This window comes from Pirellulales bacterium, from assembly GCA_035656635.1.
Taxonomy (GTDB): domain Bacteria; phylum Planctomycetota; class Planctomycetia; order Pirellulales; family JADZDJ01; genus DATJYL01.
In genome coordinates this window covers 1-20,960 of sequence record DASRSD010000150.1, presented here as the reverse complement: position 1 = coordinate 20,960, position 20,960 = coordinate 1, and the positions used below count along the sequence as shown (strand labels likewise).

Below are 20,960 nucleotides of genomic sequence, written 5' to 3'. Positions count from 1 at the left end.
CACCCGTATCACAGGCGGCAAGTACGTCTCGACGAAACTCCCTCGAATACGGTGCCACAGCAACCTCCTTGTTCAAGTTGCTGCGTAGCTTAACTAATTTGCCGGCATGGCGCTAGAGCTAGATGAAGAGCGCTCTAGAACGCCCGGCGCCTTCATCGGGGCGGGATTTACCGGTCCGGCAAACACACTCTTCGACGGGCACGCACTCACCAAATTAGATAGTTCCGAAATCAACTGGCGGCATCAAGAGTGGGATCAACTTGCACTGCTGGTTGGGTTTCGCTGGGTCGAATTGAAAGACAACGTGACATATCGCCTCAACAGCACCGTCGCCGAGGGCAATTATGACTATAATAACCACTTGTATGGCGGCCAGATCGGCGCCGACTGGGCACCATTCGATCACTGCAATCCGCTGCAAATCCACATCGTCGGCAAGGTGGGCGTCTTTGGAAATGCGGACGATGGCGGCATTACGGAATTTGGCCCCGTCGGAACGCGCATCGGCAGTTTTACCGGTCGAGATTCCACTACTCCCTTCGTGGGCGAGCTCGATTTTTCGGCAACGTACACCCTGACGAATCATATTGCCATTCGCGGCGGATATCAGCTGCTCTGGCTGACCGATCTCGCGCTGGCCGCCGACGCGGCCAATCGGAGTCTGTTAAATCCCAGCCTGCTCAGGAACGTAAGCGACGACGGCCGTTTGTTCTACCAGGGCGCCACGGTCGGGCTCGATTTCGCGTGGTAGCAAGGCAATTTCTGATTCGCAACGGATTCAACAATCGCGATCGGATGGAGCGCGGCAGTTTTAGCCCCGGGCTCTGCCCGGGGGTGAAACTGCCAATCGATTTCCAATTTCCAATCGGCGCATTAGCCCCGGGCTCCGCCCGGGGGGTCGCACCGCCAATTGATTTCCAACTTCTTGCCGCTCCAACCCTCGGCCAAAGGCCGGGGCTAAACCCGCAGTGGCCGCTTAACTCAGCGATTTTCCACCGCTCATTCGGCATCCGGAATGTTTTGCAATGTACTTTTGCGCTTGCCGCAGTGCTGTTTCATTAGTAAGTGTCCGATCCCAATATCCGGCTGTCCAAATTCGGCCTTGATCCAGCGCTTGCCGCATCCGATTTTTCAATCGCCCCACCATTTCACTCACGTTGCCGTCGTGATCGACAATCCAATGCAAATGCCACGTTTCCACGCTGGCGTCCGACAGACGGTAGTCAAATTCTTTGCATGCGTTCGCCAGCGCGACAAATAATTGCGTTTGCTGATTCGGCGTGAACAACACCGGCTCGTGCCTCAGTTGCGCTTGCGCAAATTCCAACAATCGCGGACTCGCTGGCAAAATGACGGAGTCCTCGACATACCCGCGCAAATCACCGGGCAACCATGTCCCATACGAAGTTGCCGTCACGAACGCGGTCGCTATGCCCATTGCCCATGAATAGACAAAACCATCCCTTAGCCCCGGGCTCCGCCCGGGGGTTGCACTGCCAATCGATTTCCAATTTCTTACCGCTCCAACCCTCGGCCAAAGGCCGCGGCTAAATCCCGGCGGTACGAATGACTCTTCTCACATATACCCCGGCGGTCGCAATTCCTAGCAGGGCGCCCAAATAGCTCGCCCAGTGTAAATATGCCACGGTGACAAACGCCGGCAGATCCTGCAAATCCAAGTTGTCGCGCCAATCTTTCCATCCGTTCAGATCGGTATGGTGCGCGACGTATGATCCTAGTGCCAATCCAATAGCGCCAACGACAACCGCGATTGCAAAAACCATCGCAAATGCCCGCTTGATACACGCCCGCTGTTGCGGAACTCGGTCGAGCCCCAGCCGGGCAAGAATCCAGCCGCCGATCAACCCCACCCACCAGCTTGCCAGGAATCCAACTTCCGAGGCATAAATCCGTTGGGGCCAGCCGAAGTTTGCATACCAAAATTGGTGAAATTTCAGCTTCGTGAAATACTCCGGTGAAATGGTGTAGCTCACTTGATCGTGCAGAATTCCATAGCACCCGGCCAACACTGCGCCCAACGCCGCAATTCCGAGCATAGCTGGTATCCGCTCACGGGCAATCACAGGATAGAAGACGTTCATGCCCCGATTCTACCAGGTGTGCCAATTCAGTTTGTAGAAGTTCGCATTTCATTAGCATATTTATAGCCCGCATGGTGGCAGATTAGTTGCATTCACCGCATATCTGATAATTATTAATCCAACTTCGTCATCATCGCCAGCGACAGTGGCTTTCTCGGCTTATCGCTAGCGCCGTACTTAACAGCCCGGTTCAAGTATGCTGGTGGTTCCGCTGGCGCCGACCAGCAGCACGATGCGAGCGATTGTCTGGATGGCCCAATTCGAGAATTGACGAACGGTACATCTGTATACTACCATGCTGCGTGCAAACTTTCGTTCTTTGGCAATTGAGTCATTTAACTTGAATCCTCGTGATCACGGTGCGCGCCGTCTGCCGCCACGCGTCGTGGTTTCCGGCGTACTTCGCCGTGCGCCGGAAACTGACGGCTTGCCAGCAACTGACGACTTATCTACATCGCTATGATTTTCTGTCACAGGGCGCATGGTTTCGCAAACTATTTGCGTTTGGGAAGTTAGCCGACGCACAAAGCCGCAATTCACGTTGCGGAAAACAAAACCGTTCGCCTTTTGTCTTAGGCCCCGATGATGGCCCGCGGGATTTTTCGACGGTTCTTCATCCATCGCCCGACAAAACAAATTCATTTTGGCGCAGAAAAAAATTCCCGCATTTTGTGTACAAAAATTATGACCGTTTCTGGGCAATGCATGGACAGATCTGCTGAGTTTTGTGCATTTGTTTGCTGACGACTCCGGTGACCGAAGCAAACGTTCGCCATCATGCCGGCAAGCGGACAATCGGAGAAGTTTCTCTCTCACCGAAAATCGGCATTCACCCCGCAAGTTAACTCCTTTAACCATGTTCTAATTGTTTTGATTGTGCTGCACGTCTAGCGGGCAAAAACGTGCTTGGTTTCCAGGCATTTTTCTGCGGCGGATTGCCAGCGAAAAAGAATTTCGGCTTGATGGAAAACTAATCTATCCCTCGCATGAAGTTGGTAATCGATTACCACCACACAACTTAGTTCCACGGACGAAAAATATGTTGGGCCTTTTGATGCGAACGCCGAGAGATTGGCACATGCATTGCAAACCAATGCTCACATCAAAAGCAAATTCAACGATTCAGTAAATCAGAAACAAAATAACGAAAGGAAAACGATCCGAAAAGCTTGAATGCTGCGAGGACAGGCGGAACCTTACTCCAGTAAACGCAAATCGCTGAAAACCCTGATGACTGTGCCGCTGGCCAAATCGTCGGGAATGTTTGGCGACAATCGCCTGTGAGCCTGAGTTGCTTTGCACGCCGTAACGGATTGTTTCCAGGATGAAACTCATGCCCGACTCGCACGCCTTGCCTGTAAGTGACCGGGAATTAGAACTTCACGTGATCAGCTTCTTGGAAGGCAAGCACGTTCCGGCGCTGCGGTATTTGGAAGTCCGGGCACAAGCAGGCGTCGTTACACTGACCGGCCGAGTTTATACCTTTTACGAAAAACAATTATGTAATCAAATTTGCCGCCGCGTAATAGGTGTGCGGCAGTTGATTAATGAAGTGGATGTCATTGGAACCATGCCTGGGGCTGCCGTTGTTGCCTAACGCTCCTCCCTCACTCCCCCGAGGGCGGCCCCAGGCCTCTTATTTTGTTGCGGTGATTGAAGGATGTGCGGTCTGTTAGAACTTCCGGAAGCAAGGTTCAACAGCCGACGTCCCATTCACCGCAACAAGTGAGGCAAGCTAAGCCGACCGTCGTTGTTGCCTGTGGAAGTGCAGATTAGGTTCCGCGCTGCGGCACAGGGGGCGGTAACTCTTCGGGCAAGGACTGAGCAATCTCCGCTGGCCGAATGTTTTCTTCCGTAAATATCGGAATGCTATTGCCAGCAGGCAATCGCGCAGTGTCCACTGCCCAGCCACGCGGAGTACCCTTCGAAGTAACGGGCCGCATCGATGCGATCGGCGCAATCCATGATAGTTTGCCCGACGCACTCGGTTGCTGGGCCATGTAATTTGCCAGGAGCGTGTGCGCATGCTGGAAATCGGGCAGGGCCGTGATGACCTGGTATTGCGCATTGGCGTTGGCCGCATCGAAGTGCCGCAATGCGGCGAGGAGTGTGGAAGCCGCCTGCGCGGAATCGGCCGGTTGCTGCTGCGTGGACGAATTCTGAGACGCGTCGTCGTGGGCTGTATCGGCAAGCGCCAAATCGCCGAGCGCCAAATAATGCCGCCAACTGTCGGCGGTTTGAAATTGCGCGAGGGCGTGGTTCAGTTTATCGGCGGCCGTGGCAATTTGTTGCCGCGTGGGGTGATGGTACCCGCCAAACGCCGGCACCGGCGCGCCGATAGTTTCCGCACAGCTCGCGGGACCGCCGCCGCAACCGCAGCAGCGTAGATCGATATTCAAATTGACATACGGTGCACACACGTGGACGTGGTGGCAATCCCACTCTACGCGCACACAGGGGGCGACGACCAAGTTCGGCCAGATCGCAACTTGAGCTTTGGCAGCCGCAGAGAAACAAACACCCAGCAGCATCACGCCGATCCACATCGTCGCCAAACTTACGCGCCGTTCCATGGTACACCTTCCTTTCGCCCATGCTATTTTACGCGGCGGGCGGTCGAAAGGGAGGGGCCAGGTTATTTCTGTCCTTCGCCTGTCGCGGGGTCGACATCATGCTGATCGGAACTGGGGTCCGCCGTCGGTTTGCCGCTGGCTGGCTGGAAATCATTCGTGGCTGGACTGATGGTTACGGGCTGCGTAAGGGTAATGGTTCCTGGCGTGCTAGCATCGAGTTGCAATGTGCCACTGCCTGGAACGTTATCCAGAATCAGTTGCGGCGAGGTTATCCTGACGGGCATGGTGCCGGAATTCGGCAGTGCCGCCCTGTTGGCGGAAAGCAAACCATTGAGCCGCTGCTGGATAACTTGGTTGCGGCTTTGGGCGCGGTCGGAAATTTCCTTTTCGAGTTTCTCCAGCCGCTCGCGCAGTTGCTGAAGTTCGTCCGATTCGCTTTTTTGCTGATCGTCGAATTGCCGGGAAAGTGTGTCTTTCAATTTTGCTTTGAGGGCCTCGATCTCGGATTTTTGTTGATCGGAAGGAGCGTCGCCGGACTTGCTGGTTAACGTGCGAATATCGTTGGCCAGGGCGTTAAGACGCTGCTGCAAGGCCTGGGTTTTCATCATTTGCTCGGCATCTTCGGTGTTGCGCCGCGCTTGTTCCTCGTAGCGTTTGCGTAATTCCTGGTTCCGCCGAGCCATGTCTTCACGTAGTTGCGATTGTACTGCGGTTTGGTCAGCAAGCCGGCGCTGCGTTTCCTCAAATTGCTTCAACACCTTTTCGAACTGCGGTTGCTGGGCGGCAGGCAGACTTTGAACTTGTTGAATCAGGTTGTTGTAGAGCTGCTGGGTGGTTTGCGCCTGCTGGAGTGCGGCATCGGTGTTGGATAATCGTTTGGAGGCATTGGATAATTGCTTGGCGGCATCGGTCAAAGCGTCGGAGGCAGGCTGGAGAGCGTCGGAACTATCGAGCTGGGTAATTAAGGCATCAATCTGCGGGAAATCTTCTTTGGGTGCGGTGACGATCAGGTCGTTGATGTGCCTGTCATCCGATAAATTCCAGTTGGCACCCGCGCCGGGTTTGGACAACGCTTCTTTGAATGTCGCCATCAGCGAGTTGTAAACGTCGTTGGAATTGGCATGTTTCAGCTGAAACGTGTGGATTTCGAATTTGTGGCGGCCGGCCGAGCTATTTGTGCCTGAGCTTCCTCCTCCTCCTCCGGAACTAATCGTTGCTTTACCGCCGTCGATGGTAAGGGTTCCGTTCCCCGCGCTCATGGTTGCTCCGTTGGGCGCGACTAATGTTGCGGTGGCGGGAGCGCCTGGGCCAACTGAGGATCGCCCTCTTCGAGCTGGTGCTGAGGCAGTGGGGTTTTTCGTTTCGGTTTGGTCGAGTTTCAGCAGCAGCGCTTCGGCCTTGGCGCACTCTTCCGGCTTGCCGCGAATAATGAGCGAGTTGGTTCGCTCGTCGGGAACAATCGTCAGATTGCCAGGGATCAGGCTGCGTAATTGCTGCGCCGAGGTTTCAGCATCGGCGTTCTTCAATTCCAAAATTTTTAACTCGTCCTCTGACTTTTTACCGCCATCGTTCAAGAGCGCTGGACGGGGAATTACAGAAGGAGCCATCGGTGTCGTTGGAGCGACGAGATAGGGCGCACCCGAAGGGGGCACTGGCGTACCAGGTGTGGGCGCAACTGTGGGCGTTGCGGCGCCAGGAGGCACCGCAGGAACAGCCGGCGGTGGCGATGTTGCCGCTGGAAAAGCATCTTCGCCCAGTAAATAGGCTGCAGACGATAAGCCGTACATCAATACGGCCAGCGTGGCGACGTGAATCGTTGTAAGTTTCATGGTTTGGACTCCTGCGTGGGCGGAACAGGTGTGGACGGGACAGGATTCGGGTGATCGGATTTGGTTTGCTGCGGCGCTTCGGTGCCTGGACTTCGGATAGGCGAGTTGCCGGAGGAGGTTTGCTGGCCGCCGGCAGGTGCCGACGACTCCAGGCCTTTTAGCGCCGACAAACGGTTTTCCAGCTCGGTGATTTGCGATTGTAGCTGTGAAATCTGCAACGCCAGGTCGTCATTGTCCCAGGCGGATGCTGACGGGCCATCGATAAAACCAGAGAAATCTGCCGCGCCGGGTTGATCGCCCAGTGGCGTTTCCGCCGCCAACGGATTGGGCATATTAAAACTTTGCTGCGCGGGTCCGGGGACGGTTTCTGCGCTTGGCCAGAATCGGAATACAACCATTGCGGCTGCAATCACGGCGGCACTTAAAGTTGCCGCTGCGGCAATTCGGCTGCGTGTTGTCGACGGCCAATAGCCAGTGAGCAGGACAGAAGCGGCGCGCCGCAGGCATTGTGGGATAGAGCGATTGTGCCATGCGGCGCGCCGCGGGGGGTTCGAATCGGTCTTTTGTGAAACAAGCGTCACGACCGCCGCCGGCAGCAATACGGCCTCCGGCTGCCGCAAATGCGCCAAGCATTGTTCCAGCAAATGGGTGACTTCCTGGGCGGTTTGAAAACGGTCGTCGGGATTTTTTTCGTGTAGTTGGCCAATCAGGGCGACAGCCAGGGCGGAATTTCCGGATTGATTTCGCGAATGCCATGCGGCTGGGCATCGCAAATTCGGTGCAGAGTGCCGTAACTGGTTTCAGCCCGAAACGGCGGCCGGCCCGTGCACATGGCATACATTACGCTCGCGAGGCTGAACAAATCGCTGCGAGAATCGACCAATTCGCCGCGCGCTTGCTCGGGCGACATAAACTGCGGCGTGCCGGCAATCACACCGGTCCGCGTGAGGCTGGCGTCATCGGCAGCACGGGCCAGGCCAAAGTCGGTAATTTTCAAGCGCTCCACGCCATCTTCCAGCATGATGTTGGCGGGCTTAATATCGCGATGCACTAATCCTTGGGCATGGGCGGCGGAAAGCCCGGCCGCAATTTGCACGGCCACGCGCAAGATTTCCGAAACCCCTAGCGGGCCGTGGGCATCGAGCCGTTTTTGCAACGACGAGCCGCGCAAGTAAGGCATGACGAAATAGGGCAGGGGCCCGGAATCCGCCACGGCATGAATGGCCACCACATTTTCGTGCACGACCGAAGCCGCTGCCCGCGCTTCACGGGCAAACCGTTGCCGAGCGGCGCCGCTGGTGGCCAGTTGTGGAGCAAGTACCTTGATGGCCACGTAGCGGTTCAGGGCCGGATCGAGCGCCTTTAGCACCACTCCCATGCCGCCTCGCCCGACAACACCGGCGATTTCGTAACCCCCCAACCGTCCCAACATTCGCGGATCGTCGGTGGGAGCGAGGCTGGAAAGCACACTATCGACCGATTCGCGTTGCGCGGCATTCGCAGCTTCTGATTCGGCACTTGAATTTCGATTTCCAGAGGTAAAGCTAGAAGCGCCCTGACCCCGATCCTCTCCTGAAACCAGCGGCAGAGCAGCATCGGAACTAAGGTATTTGCGCGCCAATTGCCAATCGGTTTCCGCCGCGGCGCTCGATTCCAGCGCTTGGCGGCAATTCGCGCAGGTTTCCAAATGCGCTTCGAATGCCGATCGCTCCTCGTCGCTGAGCGAATCGCTCAGGCAGCCTTCAATGCGCTGCAAATCGCAAGTTTGTCGGGAGTTGTTCATGGGGTGGATGCTTCGCTCTAACTGAATTCACACGGCGATTGCGAAAATCTGACAGCGCTGGTCGCCGATTTTATTCTTCCGCTGTTTCGGCCTCGTCGTCAAATTCGCAAACTTTTTCCTTCAGCCACCGCATAATTCGGCTGCGGGCTGCGTAAATTGCACCGCACGAAAGCTCCAGCCGCTTTGCGGTTTGCTCGACGGTTAAATTTTCGACGGCCGTTAGCCAGAAGGCATTCCACGTGGCGGGACGAAATTCATGGCGAATTTGCTCGGCAGCCCAACGAAACACTTCCCGGCGTAGTTCCAGGCGAACCACCTCGGAATCGGAAGCCAGGGCAGCCTGCTCGTTTAAGTTTTCCATCACCGTCGGATCGCCGGTGGCCCGATCGGGGGCGGCACGGGTCAGGGCATTGATAATCTGGTTTTGAGCAATGCGATGCAGCCACGTGCGGAATTTTGCCCGCGTGGGATCGGTTTGCCAGCGGTCGATGGCTTTGGAGATGGCCGTGAGTACCTGCTGCGAAAGGTCTTCGGCGTCGGCATGCTGCAGGCCCCGGCGGAGTGCCAACCGATATACCACGGGAGTGTAAATGTTCGCAAACTCTTGCCACGCAGCCTGATCGGCGCGGTCGGTCAACCGCACGAGCAAGCTCGGCCGCGTTTCTGGCGATGGGCTCATAGGCGTGTGGCGCAGGGATGGGCTTCTTATAACATACACACCTGGAATGCTGCTTTCTGACACTGACGCCGGAAAAAACTTGAAGTATGCTGTCAGACAATTCGGCAGTTCCGTGAAACTTTTGGTCGTTTTCAAGTTTTTTCAGGAGGCTTTTATGGTCGTTACTACTGGCAACGAAGTCGAAGGGTACAAAATCACATCCTATATCGGCCTGGTGCGGGGAATTGTGGTCCGGTCCCCTAATATCGCACAGGGATTGATGGGCGGGCTAAAGGCCATTGTCGGGGGCAACATCGAATCGTATGCCCAGGTGTGCGAGCATGCCCGGGAAGAAGCCTACGAACGGATGGAGCAACATGCGGCCGAGCGGGGTGCAGATGCCGTGATCGCCGTGCGCTACGACACCACGGAATTCATGCAGGGCGCTACCGAAGTGCTGTGCTATGGCACGGCGGTCAAGTTGACTCGTTAACCGTCTCATCGGTATTTTGCCCGGCCGAAACGTGCGCTCCGATTTCGAAGCACGCTGGCCCCATCCGGCGACAATCGACCACTTCCACACTCAGCATTTGGCCGCTACGCAGTAGCATCCGCATTTGCTCGCGCGGATACAATTGCTCGCTGTGCAAAAAAGCGATTCCATCGCGCGAGACATTGGCAATATACACATTGTGCCAGGAGGCCTCGCGCTGCAAGCTGGGCAACGCCGATTGATATTGCAGTCCGGCCCGATTTTGGAAGCTTCGGCAATGCACGCGCTGGTAGCGCCTGCGTTCGTCGTTGGCCGCGGGTGTGGTCCCGCGCTTCTCAAAGTTGGCGCGTTCCTCCGGCGGCAGCTGTACCTGGCAGGGAAACGAATCGATTAGGGCTGCAAAACTTTCCCTTCGATCATCGTGCTCCAACATTGAATCATCTCCTGGTCGAAACCTGAACCGGCCTGTTTTTTTAAATATGCCAGCACCTCGCCGACCGCATTGCTTTTGTGATACGCGCGATTGCTGCGCATGGCGTCGAACACGTCGGCAATGGCGCAAATCCGCGCCCAAGGATGAATTTCATCGGTCACCGAACCCACCGGGTACCCGCTCCCCTGGCAGCGCTCGTGATGCTGATAAACCATCATCAACGCCCCCCAAGAAATATCGTTGCGGAGGCACAATTCCGCAAATCCGCACCGGGGATGTTCCCGGATCACACCCATTTCTTTTTCATCCAGCCGGTCGGGTTTTTCCAAAATGCGAACCGAGATAAATCGTTTCCCGACATCGTGCAGTAGTCCGCCTTTGGCGATTTCCGAAAGTTCCGCCGGGTTGTTGAATCCCAGTTCACGGGCCAACATAATCGAGTACGTCGCCACGTGAGTCATGTGAGTGAACGTGGAGTAATCGTGCAGCATTAGTGTTACTAAATCGCTCAAAACATAATCATTGCCGTGGAACAGTTGGGTCAGTTCCTCGCCAAACTCATGGGCAATGGTGGTGATTTGATCCGGATCGCCGCTATGCAGCGCATCGTTAAACGTTACTCGGGCGGCATCTTTCAGCAGTTGCAACCTTTGTCCCACGGGAATGCGTTGGTCGTTCAGTACGTTTTGCTTGAGATGTTCCCGATAAGCTTTGGCGGTGTTGGTGGGAATGTATAAGGTTTGCACGCCATGTTCTAAGAGCCGCTCAAAATCGGCACTCGTGCAGGGCACGTTCTGCTGGCGATACAATTTGGCGGGACGGTCGCCTTCGGGCGGAAAATAGAGGTCGAAATCTAGGTTCGTGGCCGAACGCAAAGTTTCCACCGCGATGGGCATTAAGCCATCGTTCTTCAGCAACGAATTGAGAGCGTTCACCACCGACAACCCTCTGCGTGCGACTGCCCCGAAAGAGAAAACCATTCTGCTGGCTTATTGGGTTGTGTCACAGCAGCAGCGTGCGGAACTTTATCCAGCGCAGAACTCAACTGCTATGGCACAATCAATTGAGGATATCTACGTTACTGGCAGCCGAGGTCAAACCAGCCCGGCCGGAAGATCGGAGTGGCGCGACTGTTCGTTTTATTCGCTCCCAGGCAAGTCCCAGGTGGCGATTTTTTACGAACCCTAATTGCCAGTTGCCAAATAGATAAATGAACCAGTGGTAACGCTCGAACTGCATTCCGCCCGATTTCGATTTGCCGGCGTAGCCCTTCAAATGCACCGAGGGAACAGAGCCCGTCCGGTGCTCCTCGCCCACGGGCAATTCAATATCCACCTGACACGCCGGGAATTGCCCACACCGCCGCCGGATGGGCCGGAGCGATCCAAGTAAAGCGATTGTAGCCATTGCCAATCCAAGTGGGTTGCAGGGGACCGGCAAAGGGATCAATACCCGACGCTGGCCGGAGATTGGAATAGCCATACCATTGCATCGCAGCGATGCGTGCGCGCCGTTGGTTGGCTTCGAACTCGGCGGCCGCGCGAACGCCGTTTTTGGGATCGTCGTAGCGGCGCATTGCCTGTTCGTAAAACCACATTTCTGGCGTGGCGGCAATTTCGCCCGGCGAAATGATCGGAATGCTGCTGGTGGCGCTCGACGGCTTGACCGCATTGGCGGGAGTGGCCGATTGCACGCGCAGCGGCTGCGGAGCATCATCGGCACGAAGGTTTTTTGCCACCCAGGCACCGCTCAAAACGGTCACTATTGCTACGGCAGCGACACAGTCCGGCCAGGCAGTCTTCATGGACGAAATTCTCCGGCAAAAGGAATCCACAGTTGCGAACTGCAAACGCGCATGGTTTGCAAATTGCAAATCACTCAGCGGGCTTCGTGGGCAGCACTATATCTCGATTCGGACGGCACGGCCGGCAAAATTAGCGCGGTTTGGCACGCGGCGGCGATCCAGCTGGCAGTGATTCGATTATGCCGGTCTGGTAAACTTTGCCGGTACGTAGCAACTCAGGCGGTGTTTTACGTTTTCCAAACACAAAGGAAATTAGCATGCAGAAACTCATTCTTCTAACGACGTTGCTCGCGGTTGGTTTGATCGTTGCCGGTTGCAATAACAGCAACGACAAGACCGTCGATGCAGCAAATAAAATGATGGAAGATGCACAGAAGCAAAATGCAAAACTGATGGATGCCGCCACCGACCAAATGAAGGCCGGCACCGAAATGATGAAAGCCGCCACTGACTCGGTGAAGCAACAAACCGATGCCGCCAATACCCCCGTCGCAAAAACGATGGATGGTGCGAACAAATCGATCCAAGACGCCCAACAGTCGCCGCAAAAATAGGGTACCCCCGCGACAAGTGCTCTCTGGGATTCGCGGCGCCGACTTTCAACCAGTCCAGGGATTGTAACCCATGGGCTGGTTGCATTTTTCGCGCACCATCTAGGCGCTTTCAGCTCAACTTTTTGGGTCGTGGCACGCGGCCACTATGGCGACGGCGTTTGCCGCGGCCGTGTCCATTTTCGTCGGCGTGGAAATCGACCTCGCCTACTTTTTTGCCCATCGAATCGCGCATTTTCGTAATGCGATCTCGGATGACGCCGGCACGTTCAAATTCCAACGCTTCTGCGGCGGCATACATCTCGGCTTCCAACTCGCCGAGGTACTCCTCCGTAATGTATTGGGCTTCGTCGGTACGGCCCACCGCGGCATTGGCCCGAGCGTGAGCGGCGGCTTCGGCTTCAATGCCATCGCGGATGGCTTTTTGAATGCTCACCGGCGTGATTCCGTGCTCGCGGTTGTATTGTTCTTGCATGGCGCGGCGGCGATTGGTTTCCTCAATGGCGTTTTGCATGGAATTCGTAACCGAGTCGGCATACAAAATAACGGTGGCATCCACGTTGCGGGCTGCGCGGCCGATAGTTTGCAACAGCGAAGTTTCACTGCGCAAAAAGCCTTCTTTATCGGCATCTAAAATCGCCACCAGCGACACCTCGGGCAAATCTAATCCTTCACGCAGCAAATTGACGCCCACCAGCGCTTCGAACCGCCCGATGCGCAAATCTCGCAACAATTCGACGCGCTCAAAGGCATCCAGCTCACTGTGCAGCCATTTGCATTTCACGCCCTGCTCGGCCAAGTAGAACGATAAATCTTCTGCCAGCCGCTTCGTGAGCGTGGTCACCAACGTCCGCTGTCCGGCGGCAGACCGTTTTTTGATGGCTTCCAAAAGATGCGGCACTTGGCCGCGCGCCGGATGAATTTCGATTACGGGGTCCAACAAGCCCGTCGGGCGAATCACTTGCTCCACAAATTCCCCGCCGGCTTGCTGCAGTTCGTATGGCCCCGGCGTGGCGGAAACGTAAATCACTTGGTTGATTTTCTTTTCCCACTCCTCGAATTTCAGCGGGCGATTGTCGAGCGCGCTGGGCAAGCGGAAACCGTGCTCTACCAGCGTGCTTTTGCGGCTGTAATCGCCGGCGAACATGCCCCGCACTTGCGGCACGGTAACGTGCGATTCGTCGACAAACAGCAAAAAATCGTCTGGGAAAAAATTGTACAGCGTATCAGGAGTGCTGCCCGGCGGCCGGCCGGAAAGCGGGCGGCTGTAATTCTCGATGCCCGGGCAATAGCCCATCTCTTGCATCATTTCGATATCGAACCGGGTGCGGGCGGCCAGCCGCTGCGATTCCAGCAGCTTGTTATGATTTTTGAATTCTTCCAGCCGGTCCTCTAATTCCTTTTTGATGCTATCCACCGCGGCGTGAATGCGCTCTTCGGGCATCACGAAGTGCTTGGCCGGATAAATGTAGACGGTTTCCAGCCGTTCGATGGTTTCGCCGCTGGTGGGATTGATGATCGACAGCTTTTCGATTTCATCGCCCCAAAACTCGATGCGATAGGCGTATTCTTCATAGGCAGGCCACAACTCCACGCAATCGCCCCGCACTCGAAACTTTGTGCGGGCGAATTCAATGTCGTTGCGTTCATAATGAATGTCGACCAGTTTTCGCAGCACATGGTCGCGGTCGGTCTGTTCGCCCACGCGCAATCCGACCATCATGCTGCGATAATCTTCCGGCGAGCCCAAGCCGTAAATGCAAGAAACGCTGGCCACGATGATGACATCTCGCCGGCTGACCAGCGCGCTGGTGGTGGCCAGCCGTAACCGATCAATTTCCTGATTGATCGAGGCATCTTTCTCGATATAAATATCGCGCTGTGGAATGTACGCTTCGGGCTGGTAGTAGTCGTAATAACTGACGAAATAATGAACGGCGTTGTGGGGGAAGAACTCCTTAAACTCGGAATAAAGTTGCGCCGCCAGCGTTTTGTTGTGCGACAGCACCAGCGTAGGCCGCTGCACGTTCTGGATGACGTTGGCCATCGTGAACGTTTTGCCCGACCCGGTTACGCCCAACAGCACTTGTTGTTTGCGGCCGGCGCGCAATCCATCGATAAGTGCCGCAATGGCCTGCGGCTGATCACCGGCGGGTTGAAACGGGCTGGTAAGCTGAAATTGCACGCCGCGCTCCTACAGTTCCGTTAGAGTTTGCCGAATCCTTCATTTTAGCGCGGTTACGAGAGCTTGGCCACGGCCAAGAGTAGCTCAGTGGGTTTCTCGGCCGATTCAATTAGGAGCGCAGGGCCTAAAAAGCGTTAATTACAGTGATTACAACCAATTTGCTCTTCGCTGCGAATGTTAACGGGTGCGAGTGACTTTTTCATCATAGAGTCAATCGCCGCATGCCAGTATTTGTCGAGCGGCTCTTTGCCCACTAGCCAACGCTCCTGCCACGGTGCTGGCTTGACCGGTGTTGTCGGTTGCCTCGCCCGCAAAAAAAAGAGTGTTTTCGATGGGTTTCGCCAGCTGCGCGCGAGCTGCACTGCCGTTGACCATTTCGTAACTATAGGCGCCCCGCGAGAATGGATCGGCCGGCCAATTATGCGTGAGAACTTTGTCCAATAGCACGGTGAGTTTTTGCTTGCTCAAGCCGAAAACGTGGCTCACCGAATCAAGCGCGGCTTCCACAAGTTCTGCTTTCGAAAGGTCCGAAAGCACATTTGCTCGTGGTCCGCCCGCCCAGGCAGTCAAAATGGGCAATCGCAGAGGCAGCATCGTCCAAATTGTTGGGAATGTGGCCTGGGTGTCGTGAAAAAATACGGCGTCTTTTAGATTGCCGGCCAGCGTTTGGTGGCGCACCAACCGCCGGTCTTCCCAAAACGGCTCGTGAAACTTGAGAACCAATTTGACGACTGGGCCAAAACCAATCCGCATGGCGGCCTCACGCTTTTGGGGCAAATTGGGAGAGAAGCGGACGGCGCCGTTGGTCTTGGGCGGGAGTTGCAAGATGCCAAGCGGCAGTGTGGTGATTGCAAATCTTGAACAATAAGTTTTCCGCCCATGACCGACGCAAGATATTTCCACGCTGCCCGGCTTCCATTTCACGTCTGACACAACACGTTTCAATACCACTTTTACATTTTTGCGTTTTGCACCCGCGTATAAATGTTCCATCAGAGAGCCATAGCCGGCTTGCAAACGAAACTGCTTTTCGTGTTCCAGATCAGCCAATCCTTCTTGTTCTTCGGCCAAAGACTTAGCGCTGATGCGCTCCGGATCTGCTGCATCAAAACCTTCGACAAACGTGGTTGCCATGCGGCGAGCATGCGCCAGTCCACGGCCTTGGCAATGCTTCCGCAAGTATTGGGCAAAGCTCATGTCGTGCGGGCCGATTCTTGCCAGGCCTGCCATCACTTTGTTCAATTCGTTGGAGGCGTCATTCGAATGGATTAGCTGCTTGCCGCGTCGCTCCCATTGTTGAAATGGCACATCGTGGGCAACCAGCTTTGCTCGGCGGATCAGGTTCCACGTCGCCGGTGGACTTCCATGTACAAATTCGGCGCCCAATTCGACGGGCATTCCAAATGCAGGATCGTGAAGCGTTAAAATCCGGCCGCCGATGCGCGGCCGCGCTTCCAATACCAGAACGGAGCGACCTGCCTCAGCCAAATCGTAGGCTGCGGCCATTCCCGCCGCGCCCGCCCCCACGATCACGACATCGGTCTGTTGCCGAGCAGCCTGATCCGACGATGCCATCTCTTGTGCCTTTGCGATTTGACTGCAGAGCGAGCTGACGCTTCATCCAAGCAGTTCACTTCTGAACGACGCTGGGGGCGCTAATCGGCAATACGTAAGCTTTCAACCGTTCCAGTGTTTTGGGGCCGATGCCGCGGACATGCCGCAAATCGTCGACGGCTTGAAACGGGCCGTGCTGCCGACGATATTCCACAATCCGTTGTGCCAATGTTTGGCCGATTTCCGGAATCGTGATGAGCTCCGGCCAGTCGGCCGTGTTGACGTCGACCTTGAAGCCGGCAGTCACATGATCGGCATGGTCGATTTCGATTAGTCGGCCTCGCAGACCGCCTTGCGCGATGAAGTAAATAGCCAATGCCAGCAGCGCGAACAAACAAAAACCGGCAACCACCGCCTGATCGGCACGGCGCAAAAGCCAGGGGGAAATCGCCGGCTTGGATGGTTGATCGTCTGGCATGGCACGTTCGATCTGAATTCACTTCTTCCGCCGTGACGCAAATCTGATTATGCTGCGCTAAGCTCTACTGTAGTATCTGACCGCTTGTACAGACGTGAGAATCAGGCGTTTTTCAGCTCGCTGTGCCATCGGGTAGCCCATGCCGAAGGAATTTCATCAAACCGAGTGGGATGACGTTATCGCCGATGAATGCAGGCGGCTGATTCGTGCGGCGGTTTTGGAAGACTTGGACCGCGGCCAAGATTGGACCACTGTTAGCCTCGTGCCAATGGAAGCGACAGGTCAGGCAGCGCTGGTGGCGCGGCAAGCGGGCGTAATCGTCGGCTTGCCGGCCGTGCAATTGGTCATTGACGAAATGGACCGCCGAATGCGTTTTCTGCCCGCCGCCTCGGCGAATGGCAAGGTCATCCGCGACGGCCAAACGATCCAGCCAGACGCCAAGTTAGCGATGATTACAGGTCCAGCCCGAAGTTTGTTGACGGCGGAACGATTGATTTTGAATTTTATCGGCCGGTTGTCGGGCATCGCCACGCTGACCAAGCGATTTGTCGAAGCGGCGGCCGGCACAAAGGCTCGCATTTACGATACGCGAAAAACGACGCCTGGTTGGCGGCGGCTGGAAAAATACGCGGTTCGGCAAGGCGGCGGACAGAACCATCGTACAGGATTGTTCGATGCGATTTTAATCAAAGATAATCATTTGGCCCTGGGAGGGACAGTAGTCGGAGCCGCACGTTTTTCGCCGATCGAAGCGGTACGACAGGCGCGGCAATTCATTGCGGAAAGCTTCCCCGACGATGATCCGCGGCGGCAAATGATCGTGGAGATCGAAGTCGATTCGATTGCTCAACTCGAGCCAGTCTTGCGGGAGCGGCCTGACATCATCCTGTTGGACAATATGTGCTTGGAAAACTTGCGCGCAGCCGTGGCGCTTCGAAATCATTTAGCATCAGGCGTCGCCTTGGAAGCCTCCGGGAGAGTGACGCTGGAGACGGTCAAAGCGATTGCTGAAACAGGCGTCGATCGAATCAGCGCAGGGTCCCTGACCCACTCGGCCACGTCGCTTGATGTGGGGTTGGACTGGCTTGAGAAATCGCACTGAACCGCAAAAAATCTGCCCGTCCTCGGTAGTGGAACAATTTGAGTTTTACATGGCCGAATTGCCCAACTGACGCAATCGGGCTACGTTTAATTTGTCCCACGACCTTCCCCGAGCCGAGGCCGCACGATGTAGTTTGCCATATGTTTTCTTTTCGCAACGTGGGTTGCTGCTTTTTCCAGCGATCCTGCCGGGGCTGTGTCCCTTCGCTGGCATTCTCGCGGCGGGTTTGACTCAGGCCGCACTCAAAGTATGGTTTTAATGCCACAGTACCTTGGGGAGGGGTGCTGGGGCGTTGGCGCGGCGGGGCAAGCTGGGAGCGTGAGGGGACCCTGCCGCGCCGTTTTTTGCGCAATTCCAATTGCAGGGTGGTTTGCTAATTCGTCGATAGATTGCTGCCGCTTTGGCATCTAAATCCTTCTGATCGAAATTCATTGCCATGCGGTCACAAGTTCCCCTTCGCCGTGGTTTCACGCTGATCGAGGCCACGCTCGCTACCACCATTGCCGCCATCGCCGGCACTGCGCTGCTACAGGGAGTGTATGGCTCATTGGAAACCACCAAAGCCGCGCAGCAGCAACTAATCGCTGCCGGCTTGGCACAGCAAATGATGGACGAAATTGCCGGCAAAATGTACTGCGCCGTCCGTAACCAACCCTACGAAACCACGCTTGGTCCATCGTCTGCCGAGCAGGCCGGCCCGGGCCGATCGCAGTACAACGACATCGACGATTACAACGGCATTCGCAACACGCCGCCTGCGGATCCTTGGGGCATTCCGATCGGAAACGACGATGGCCAAGGGGGCACGCGATATTCCAGCATGCGTGATGCCAGCTTTCTCTCCTCGTGGCGTTGCGAGGTCGACGTTTATTACGTCAGCGCCACCGATTTGCAAACCAAGCTTTCGGCCAGCCAAACCAGCGATTACCGCATAGTGGAAGTGCGTTTGTATGTCACCGATCCCAACGGCGCCAGCCGAAACTTAGTGACCCTCAAGCGCGTGTTCGCTTACGTGCCGACGATCTAACACCGTCTGAACGGGCCGAGCCAAACAATGCGAAATCGAATTTCGAATCGAATTCAATTACGCCTTCGCCGCGGTCTTACGCTGGTGGAGTTGATGATCTCCATCATGATTTTGTCGGTCACCGTAGTGGCGCTGGTAATGATGTTTCGAGCCGTTGAAATCAGCTCCGAATACAGCCAGGGATACGGCACTGCCACACAGCATGCCCGGGTGACGCTAGATCGCCTGGACCGAGCAATTAATCAGGCATATGCGAATGTCAGCTATTGCGGCGCATGGATCGTGTCAACCACGATCGGAAGCTATACCTTCCCCGACACATTAGTGGTTTGGCGTCCGGCCAGTGGAACACCGGCCAATTCCAGCGGAGCCCCATTGGCCAGCGAGCTCGATATTTTTTGTCCTGATCCGGCGGCGGCCAATCAACTGGTCGAAATTACGGTCCCCAACGATACCAGCACGATGCCTTCGCCCAGCAACGCGGCCACGTTCAAATCGTACATCAGTGGTTTGAAGACCGAAAGCGGAGTGAACAAGGTGCAATTGACCAACTTGCTGCACACGACGGCGGTAACCGGCAGCTCGCAAACGTTTGGCGCCGTGCGGTTTGTCGTGCAATTGAGTCCCAGCGATGCCAGTTACAGTTCATACCAATCGGGCAGCACGACCTTTCAAAACTTGCCGTGGGCGCAGAGCATGTGCAGCCCCAGCACGGGTTTGCGGCAGGTGTGGGTTCGCACGGAATTGCAACTCATTCCCTATGGCCAATGGCTGGTAACCAATGCAGTGGCCGAGCAAGCTGTGCCATTCTTTGGATCGTGCGCTTATTACTACGAGATGACCCCGTGATGTTCCTGCCAAACAACGCGATGCAATCAGAATCTAAGCGCGCTCACACTGGCAGCCATTTTCGTTCCCCAGCGTCTGGGCGGCGCGGCATTTCGGTAGTGGTGGTGTTGGGCCTGATCGCCATCACCATGGCCATGAGCTACGGTCTCATGCGCAGCCAATCGACGACGTTGCGCATTCAACAGAATGCCAGCCGCCAAGATTTAGCGCGGCAAGACGCCATGGTGGGTTTATCTGTCGCCATTCACAACATGGAACAAAGCAGTTGGGGAGGCGTCGGCACGACTATTTCCGGCACTCTCAGCAGTCACGACAGTTATTCGGTGACCTACACGGCCGGCGATAGTTCTCTGACCAGCAGCAGCTCCAATTATTCCGAGTATCCATACCGCTTGACGCTGGTTTCCACCGGCACGTCGATCGATCCCAATAATTCTCAATCGCACGCCACGCACAAATTGCAGGCCGTCATGCGGCTCATTCCGCGCAATACGGTCAGCGGCCCCTCCGACTTGGCGACTATTCCTAATTACACCTTGTACCAAAGTAAAAACGACACCTTTCAATTCCAAGTGCCGGTGCAAGTGAAGGGCAAAGTGCGCGTGCAAGGCACCGTGACGTTAGGCAGCGATTACTCTTGGACCACCACCATTTCCAATCAATATCTGGGCGATTTGAATCTGATGCGCCTGGCGGCATTGTCCGATTATCGACCCTTCACCGGCACGTTGGAGTTGTCATTCAATCAAAACAACAGCAGCGTACAAAGCTGGCTGACCGGTACGCTGGGAGTTTCGCTGACCAACAACACCACAACGGGCATGTCGTCGCAGTGGACGTTTCCCAACTCGGTTAGCACTTATCGGCTGTATACGGGCGGACCGTCTTACACCGTGCAAACTGCGCCCACAACCATTACAAGCACGCTGCAGGCCAATCCGGTAACTAATCCACTGGGTTTGTACTATCAGTCGAGCGATGTGACGTTGGGGAATAACGCGACCATTCAGGGAACTTTAATCGGCGGCAGCCATGTGACGATAAGCGGCACCGGCGTTTCGCTGACGCCGGTCGATTTACTTCCCTTGCAAGGATCGACGAATAAGCTTCGCTTGCCGACGTTATTATCGAACAACGATTTGGTCGTCAGCAGCGGCGGTGCGCCCACCATGATCGGCCTAGTCGCCACGTTCAGCAAGTTCGATTTTCAAATGTGCGCGCAAGCCAAAGTGGCTTCGCTGCAAGGGAACCTGGTCGCGCCAAAGATTATTCTGGAAGGGCGCAACGAATTTGACATTTCCAGCGTGTGGTGGACTACCCTTTACAATTTATTCAAAGCTCAATTGGGGAATTCACCCAGTAATCGGATTTCGTATTTTCCAATTTATATGAACAACCTGGGAGTACTCATGGCACCCAGTGTTACGTTCTTGCCGCCAAGCAATCCGGTGACTTATGTTTGGCCCACCAATAACGTCACCATTTATACCGCCGCCGCCGGTGATGGCGGCCTGCGCTGGGAACTGGTGAGCTGGCTCG

At 55.7% G+C, this 20,960-nt stretch carries 23 protein-coding genes; 10 read left to right on the top strand and 13 right to left on the bottom strand.

Annotated features, from left to right (window positions below):
• Positions 1 to 106: 106 nt before the first annotated feature.
• Positions 107 to 751 carry a BBP7 family outer membrane beta-barrel protein gene (locus tag VFE46_14985; GenBank protein ID HZZ29301.1) on the top strand — a complete coding sequence of 215 codons (645 nt, stop codon included), beginning with the start codon at positions 107 to 109 and terminating at the stop codon, positions 749 to 751.
• A gap of 225 nt (positions 752 to 976) precedes the next feature.
• Here the strand turns inward: VFE46_14985 and VFE46_14980 are convergent, their stop codons facing one another.
• Positions 977 to 1,438 (bottom strand): hypothetical protein, encoded by a 462-nt coding sequence (locus VFE46_14980; protein HZZ29300.1) that lies wholly within the window; start codon positions 1,436 to 1,438, stop codon positions 977 to 979.
• A 109-nt stretch (positions 1,439 to 1,547) separates the two neighbouring features.
• Positions 1,548 to 2,057, bottom strand: a complete 510-nt coding sequence (locus VFE46_14975; GenBank protein HZZ29299.1) for a hypothetical protein — start codon at positions 2,055 to 2,057, stop codon at positions 1,548 to 1,550.
• A gap of 395 nt (positions 2,058 to 2,452) precedes the next feature.
• On the opposite strand from VFE46_14975, the gene VFE46_14970 reads away from it, so the two are divergent.
• Positions 2,453 to 2,824, top strand: coding sequence for a hypothetical protein (locus VFE46_14970; GenBank protein HZZ29298.1), 372 nt, complete (start codon positions 2,453 to 2,455; stop codon positions 2,822 to 2,824).
• A gap of 611 nt (positions 2,825 to 3,435) precedes the next feature.
• On the top strand, positions 3,436 to 3,699 hold the full coding sequence (locus tag VFE46_14965; GenBank protein ID HZZ29297.1) for a BON domain-containing protein: 264 nt from the start codon (positions 3,436 to 3,438) through the stop codon (positions 3,697 to 3,699).
• 175 nt (positions 3,700 to 3,874) lie between these two features.
• Here the strand turns inward: VFE46_14965 and VFE46_14960 are convergent, their stop codons facing one another.
• From VFE46_14960 to VFE46_14940, 5 genes are all read right to left on the bottom strand, one after another.
• Positions 3,875 to 4,675, bottom strand: coding sequence for a hypothetical protein (locus tag VFE46_14960; protein HZZ29296.1), 801 nt, complete (start codon positions 4,673 to 4,675; stop codon positions 3,875 to 3,877).
• Between the two features lie 62 nt (positions 4,676 to 4,737).
• The gene (locus VFE46_14955) at positions 4,738 to 6,504 is read right to left on the bottom strand and encodes a secretin N-terminal domain-containing protein (protein HZZ29295.1); all 1,767 of its coding nucleotides are present in this window, start codon (positions 6,502 to 6,504) and stop codon (positions 4,738 to 4,740) included.
• A complete protein-coding gene (locus VFE46_14950) occupies positions 6,501 to 7,148 on the bottom strand; it encodes a hypothetical protein (protein HZZ29294.1) in 648 nt (215 codons plus the stop codon). Before VFE46_14950 ends, VFE46_14955 begins: the two co-directional genes overlap by 4 nt.
• A gap of 62 nt (positions 7,149 to 7,210) precedes the next feature.
• Entirely contained in the window at positions 7,211 to 8,287 is a 1,077-nt protein-coding gene (locus VFE46_14945) for a protein kinase (protein HZZ29293.1), read from the bottom strand.
• A gap of 70 nt (positions 8,288 to 8,357) precedes the next feature.
• Entirely contained in the window at positions 8,358 to 8,966 is a 609-nt protein-coding gene (locus VFE46_14940) for a sigma-70 family RNA polymerase sigma factor (protein HZZ29292.1), read from the bottom strand.
• A 154-nt stretch (positions 8,967 to 9,120) separates the two neighbouring features.
• Here VFE46_14940 and VFE46_14935 point away from each other — a divergent pair, with 154 nt between their 5' ends.
• Positions 9,121 to 9,438 carry a YbjQ family protein gene (locus tag VFE46_14935; protein HZZ29291.1) on the top strand — a complete coding sequence of 106 codons (318 nt, stop codon included), beginning with the start codon at positions 9,121 to 9,123 and terminating at the stop codon, positions 9,436 to 9,438.
• On the opposite strand, the gene VFE46_14930 is transcribed toward VFE46_14935, so the two are convergent.
• On the bottom strand, positions 9,422 to 9,871 hold the full coding sequence (locus VFE46_14930; GenBank protein ID HZZ29290.1) for a hypothetical protein: 450 nt from the start codon (positions 9,869 to 9,871) through the stop codon (positions 9,422 to 9,424). The two genes, VFE46_14935 and VFE46_14930, sit on opposite strands and share 17 nt — an antisense overlap.
• Entirely contained in the window at positions 9,829 to 10,746 is a 918-nt protein-coding gene (locus VFE46_14925; protein ID HZZ29289.1) for an HD domain-containing phosphohydrolase, read from the bottom strand. The genes VFE46_14930 and VFE46_14925 overlap by 43 nt, the downstream gene beginning before the upstream one ends.
• On the opposite strand from VFE46_14925, the gene VFE46_14920 reads away from it, so the two are divergent.
• On the top strand, positions 10,733 to 11,059 hold the full coding sequence (locus VFE46_14920; GenBank protein ID HZZ29288.1) for a hypothetical protein: 327 nt from the start codon (positions 10,733 to 10,735) through the stop codon (positions 11,057 to 11,059). The genes VFE46_14925 and VFE46_14920 overlap by 14 nt on opposite strands.
• A 136-nt stretch (positions 11,060 to 11,195) precedes the next feature.
• On the opposite strand, the gene VFE46_14915 is transcribed toward VFE46_14920, so the two are convergent.
• On the bottom strand, positions 11,196 to 11,675 hold the full coding sequence (locus VFE46_14915; protein ID HZZ29287.1) for a hypothetical protein: 480 nt from the start codon (positions 11,673 to 11,675) through the stop codon (positions 11,196 to 11,198).
• A 257-nt stretch (positions 11,676 to 11,932) separates the two neighbouring features.
• Between VFE46_14915 and VFE46_14910 the strand changes: the two genes are divergently transcribed.
• On the top strand, positions 11,933 to 12,229 hold the full coding sequence (locus VFE46_14910; protein HZZ29286.1) for a hypothetical protein: 297 nt from the start codon (positions 11,933 to 11,935) through the stop codon (positions 12,227 to 12,229).
• 109 nt (positions 12,230 to 12,338) lie between these two features.
• Here the strand turns inward: VFE46_14910 and uvrB are convergent, their stop codons facing one another.
• From uvrB to VFE46_14895, 3 genes are all read right to left on the bottom strand, one after another.
• Positions 12,339 to 14,411: an excinuclease ABC subunit UvrB gene (gene uvrB / locus VFE46_14905; GenBank protein ID HZZ29285.1), complete on the bottom strand. Its 2,073-nt coding sequence runs from the start codon at positions 14,409 to 14,411 to the stop codon at positions 12,339 to 12,341.
• Positions 14,412 to 14,621: 210 nt separating this feature from the next.
• Positions 14,622 to 15,986, bottom strand: coding sequence for an NAD(P)/FAD-dependent oxidoreductase (locus VFE46_14900; GenBank protein ID HZZ29284.1), 1,365 nt, complete (start codon positions 15,984 to 15,986; stop codon positions 14,622 to 14,624).
• 55 nt (positions 15,987 to 16,041) lie between these two features.
• Entirely contained in the window at positions 16,042 to 16,443 is a 402-nt protein-coding gene (locus tag VFE46_14895) for a helix-hairpin-helix domain-containing protein (GenBank protein HZZ29283.1), read from the bottom strand.
• Positions 16,444 to 16,582: 139 nt separating this feature from the next.
• On the opposite strand from VFE46_14895, the gene nadC reads away from it, so the two are divergent.
• From nadC to VFE46_14875, 4 genes are all read left to right on the top strand, one after another.
• A complete protein-coding gene (nadC, locus tag VFE46_14890) occupies positions 16,583 to 17,545 on the top strand; it encodes a carboxylating nicotinate-nucleotide diphosphorylase (protein ID HZZ29282.1) in 963 nt (320 codons plus the stop codon).
• A 436-nt stretch (positions 17,546 to 17,981) separates the two neighbouring features.
• Complete coding sequence (locus VFE46_14885) at positions 17,982 to 18,572, top strand: type II secretion system protein (GenBank protein HZZ29281.1); 591 nt, start codon at positions 17,982 to 17,984, stop codon at positions 18,570 to 18,572.
• A gap of 27 nt (positions 18,573 to 18,599) precedes the next feature.
• Positions 18,600 to 19,421, top strand: a complete 822-nt coding sequence (locus VFE46_14880; protein HZZ29280.1) for a prepilin-type N-terminal cleavage/methylation domain-containing protein — start codon at positions 18,600 to 18,602, stop codon at positions 19,419 to 19,421.
• A 20-nt stretch (positions 19,422 to 19,441) separates the two neighbouring features.
• A partial coding sequence (locus tag VFE46_14875; protein HZZ29279.1) for a hypothetical protein occupies positions 19,442 to 20,960 on the top strand: 1,519 nt, incomplete at its 3' end.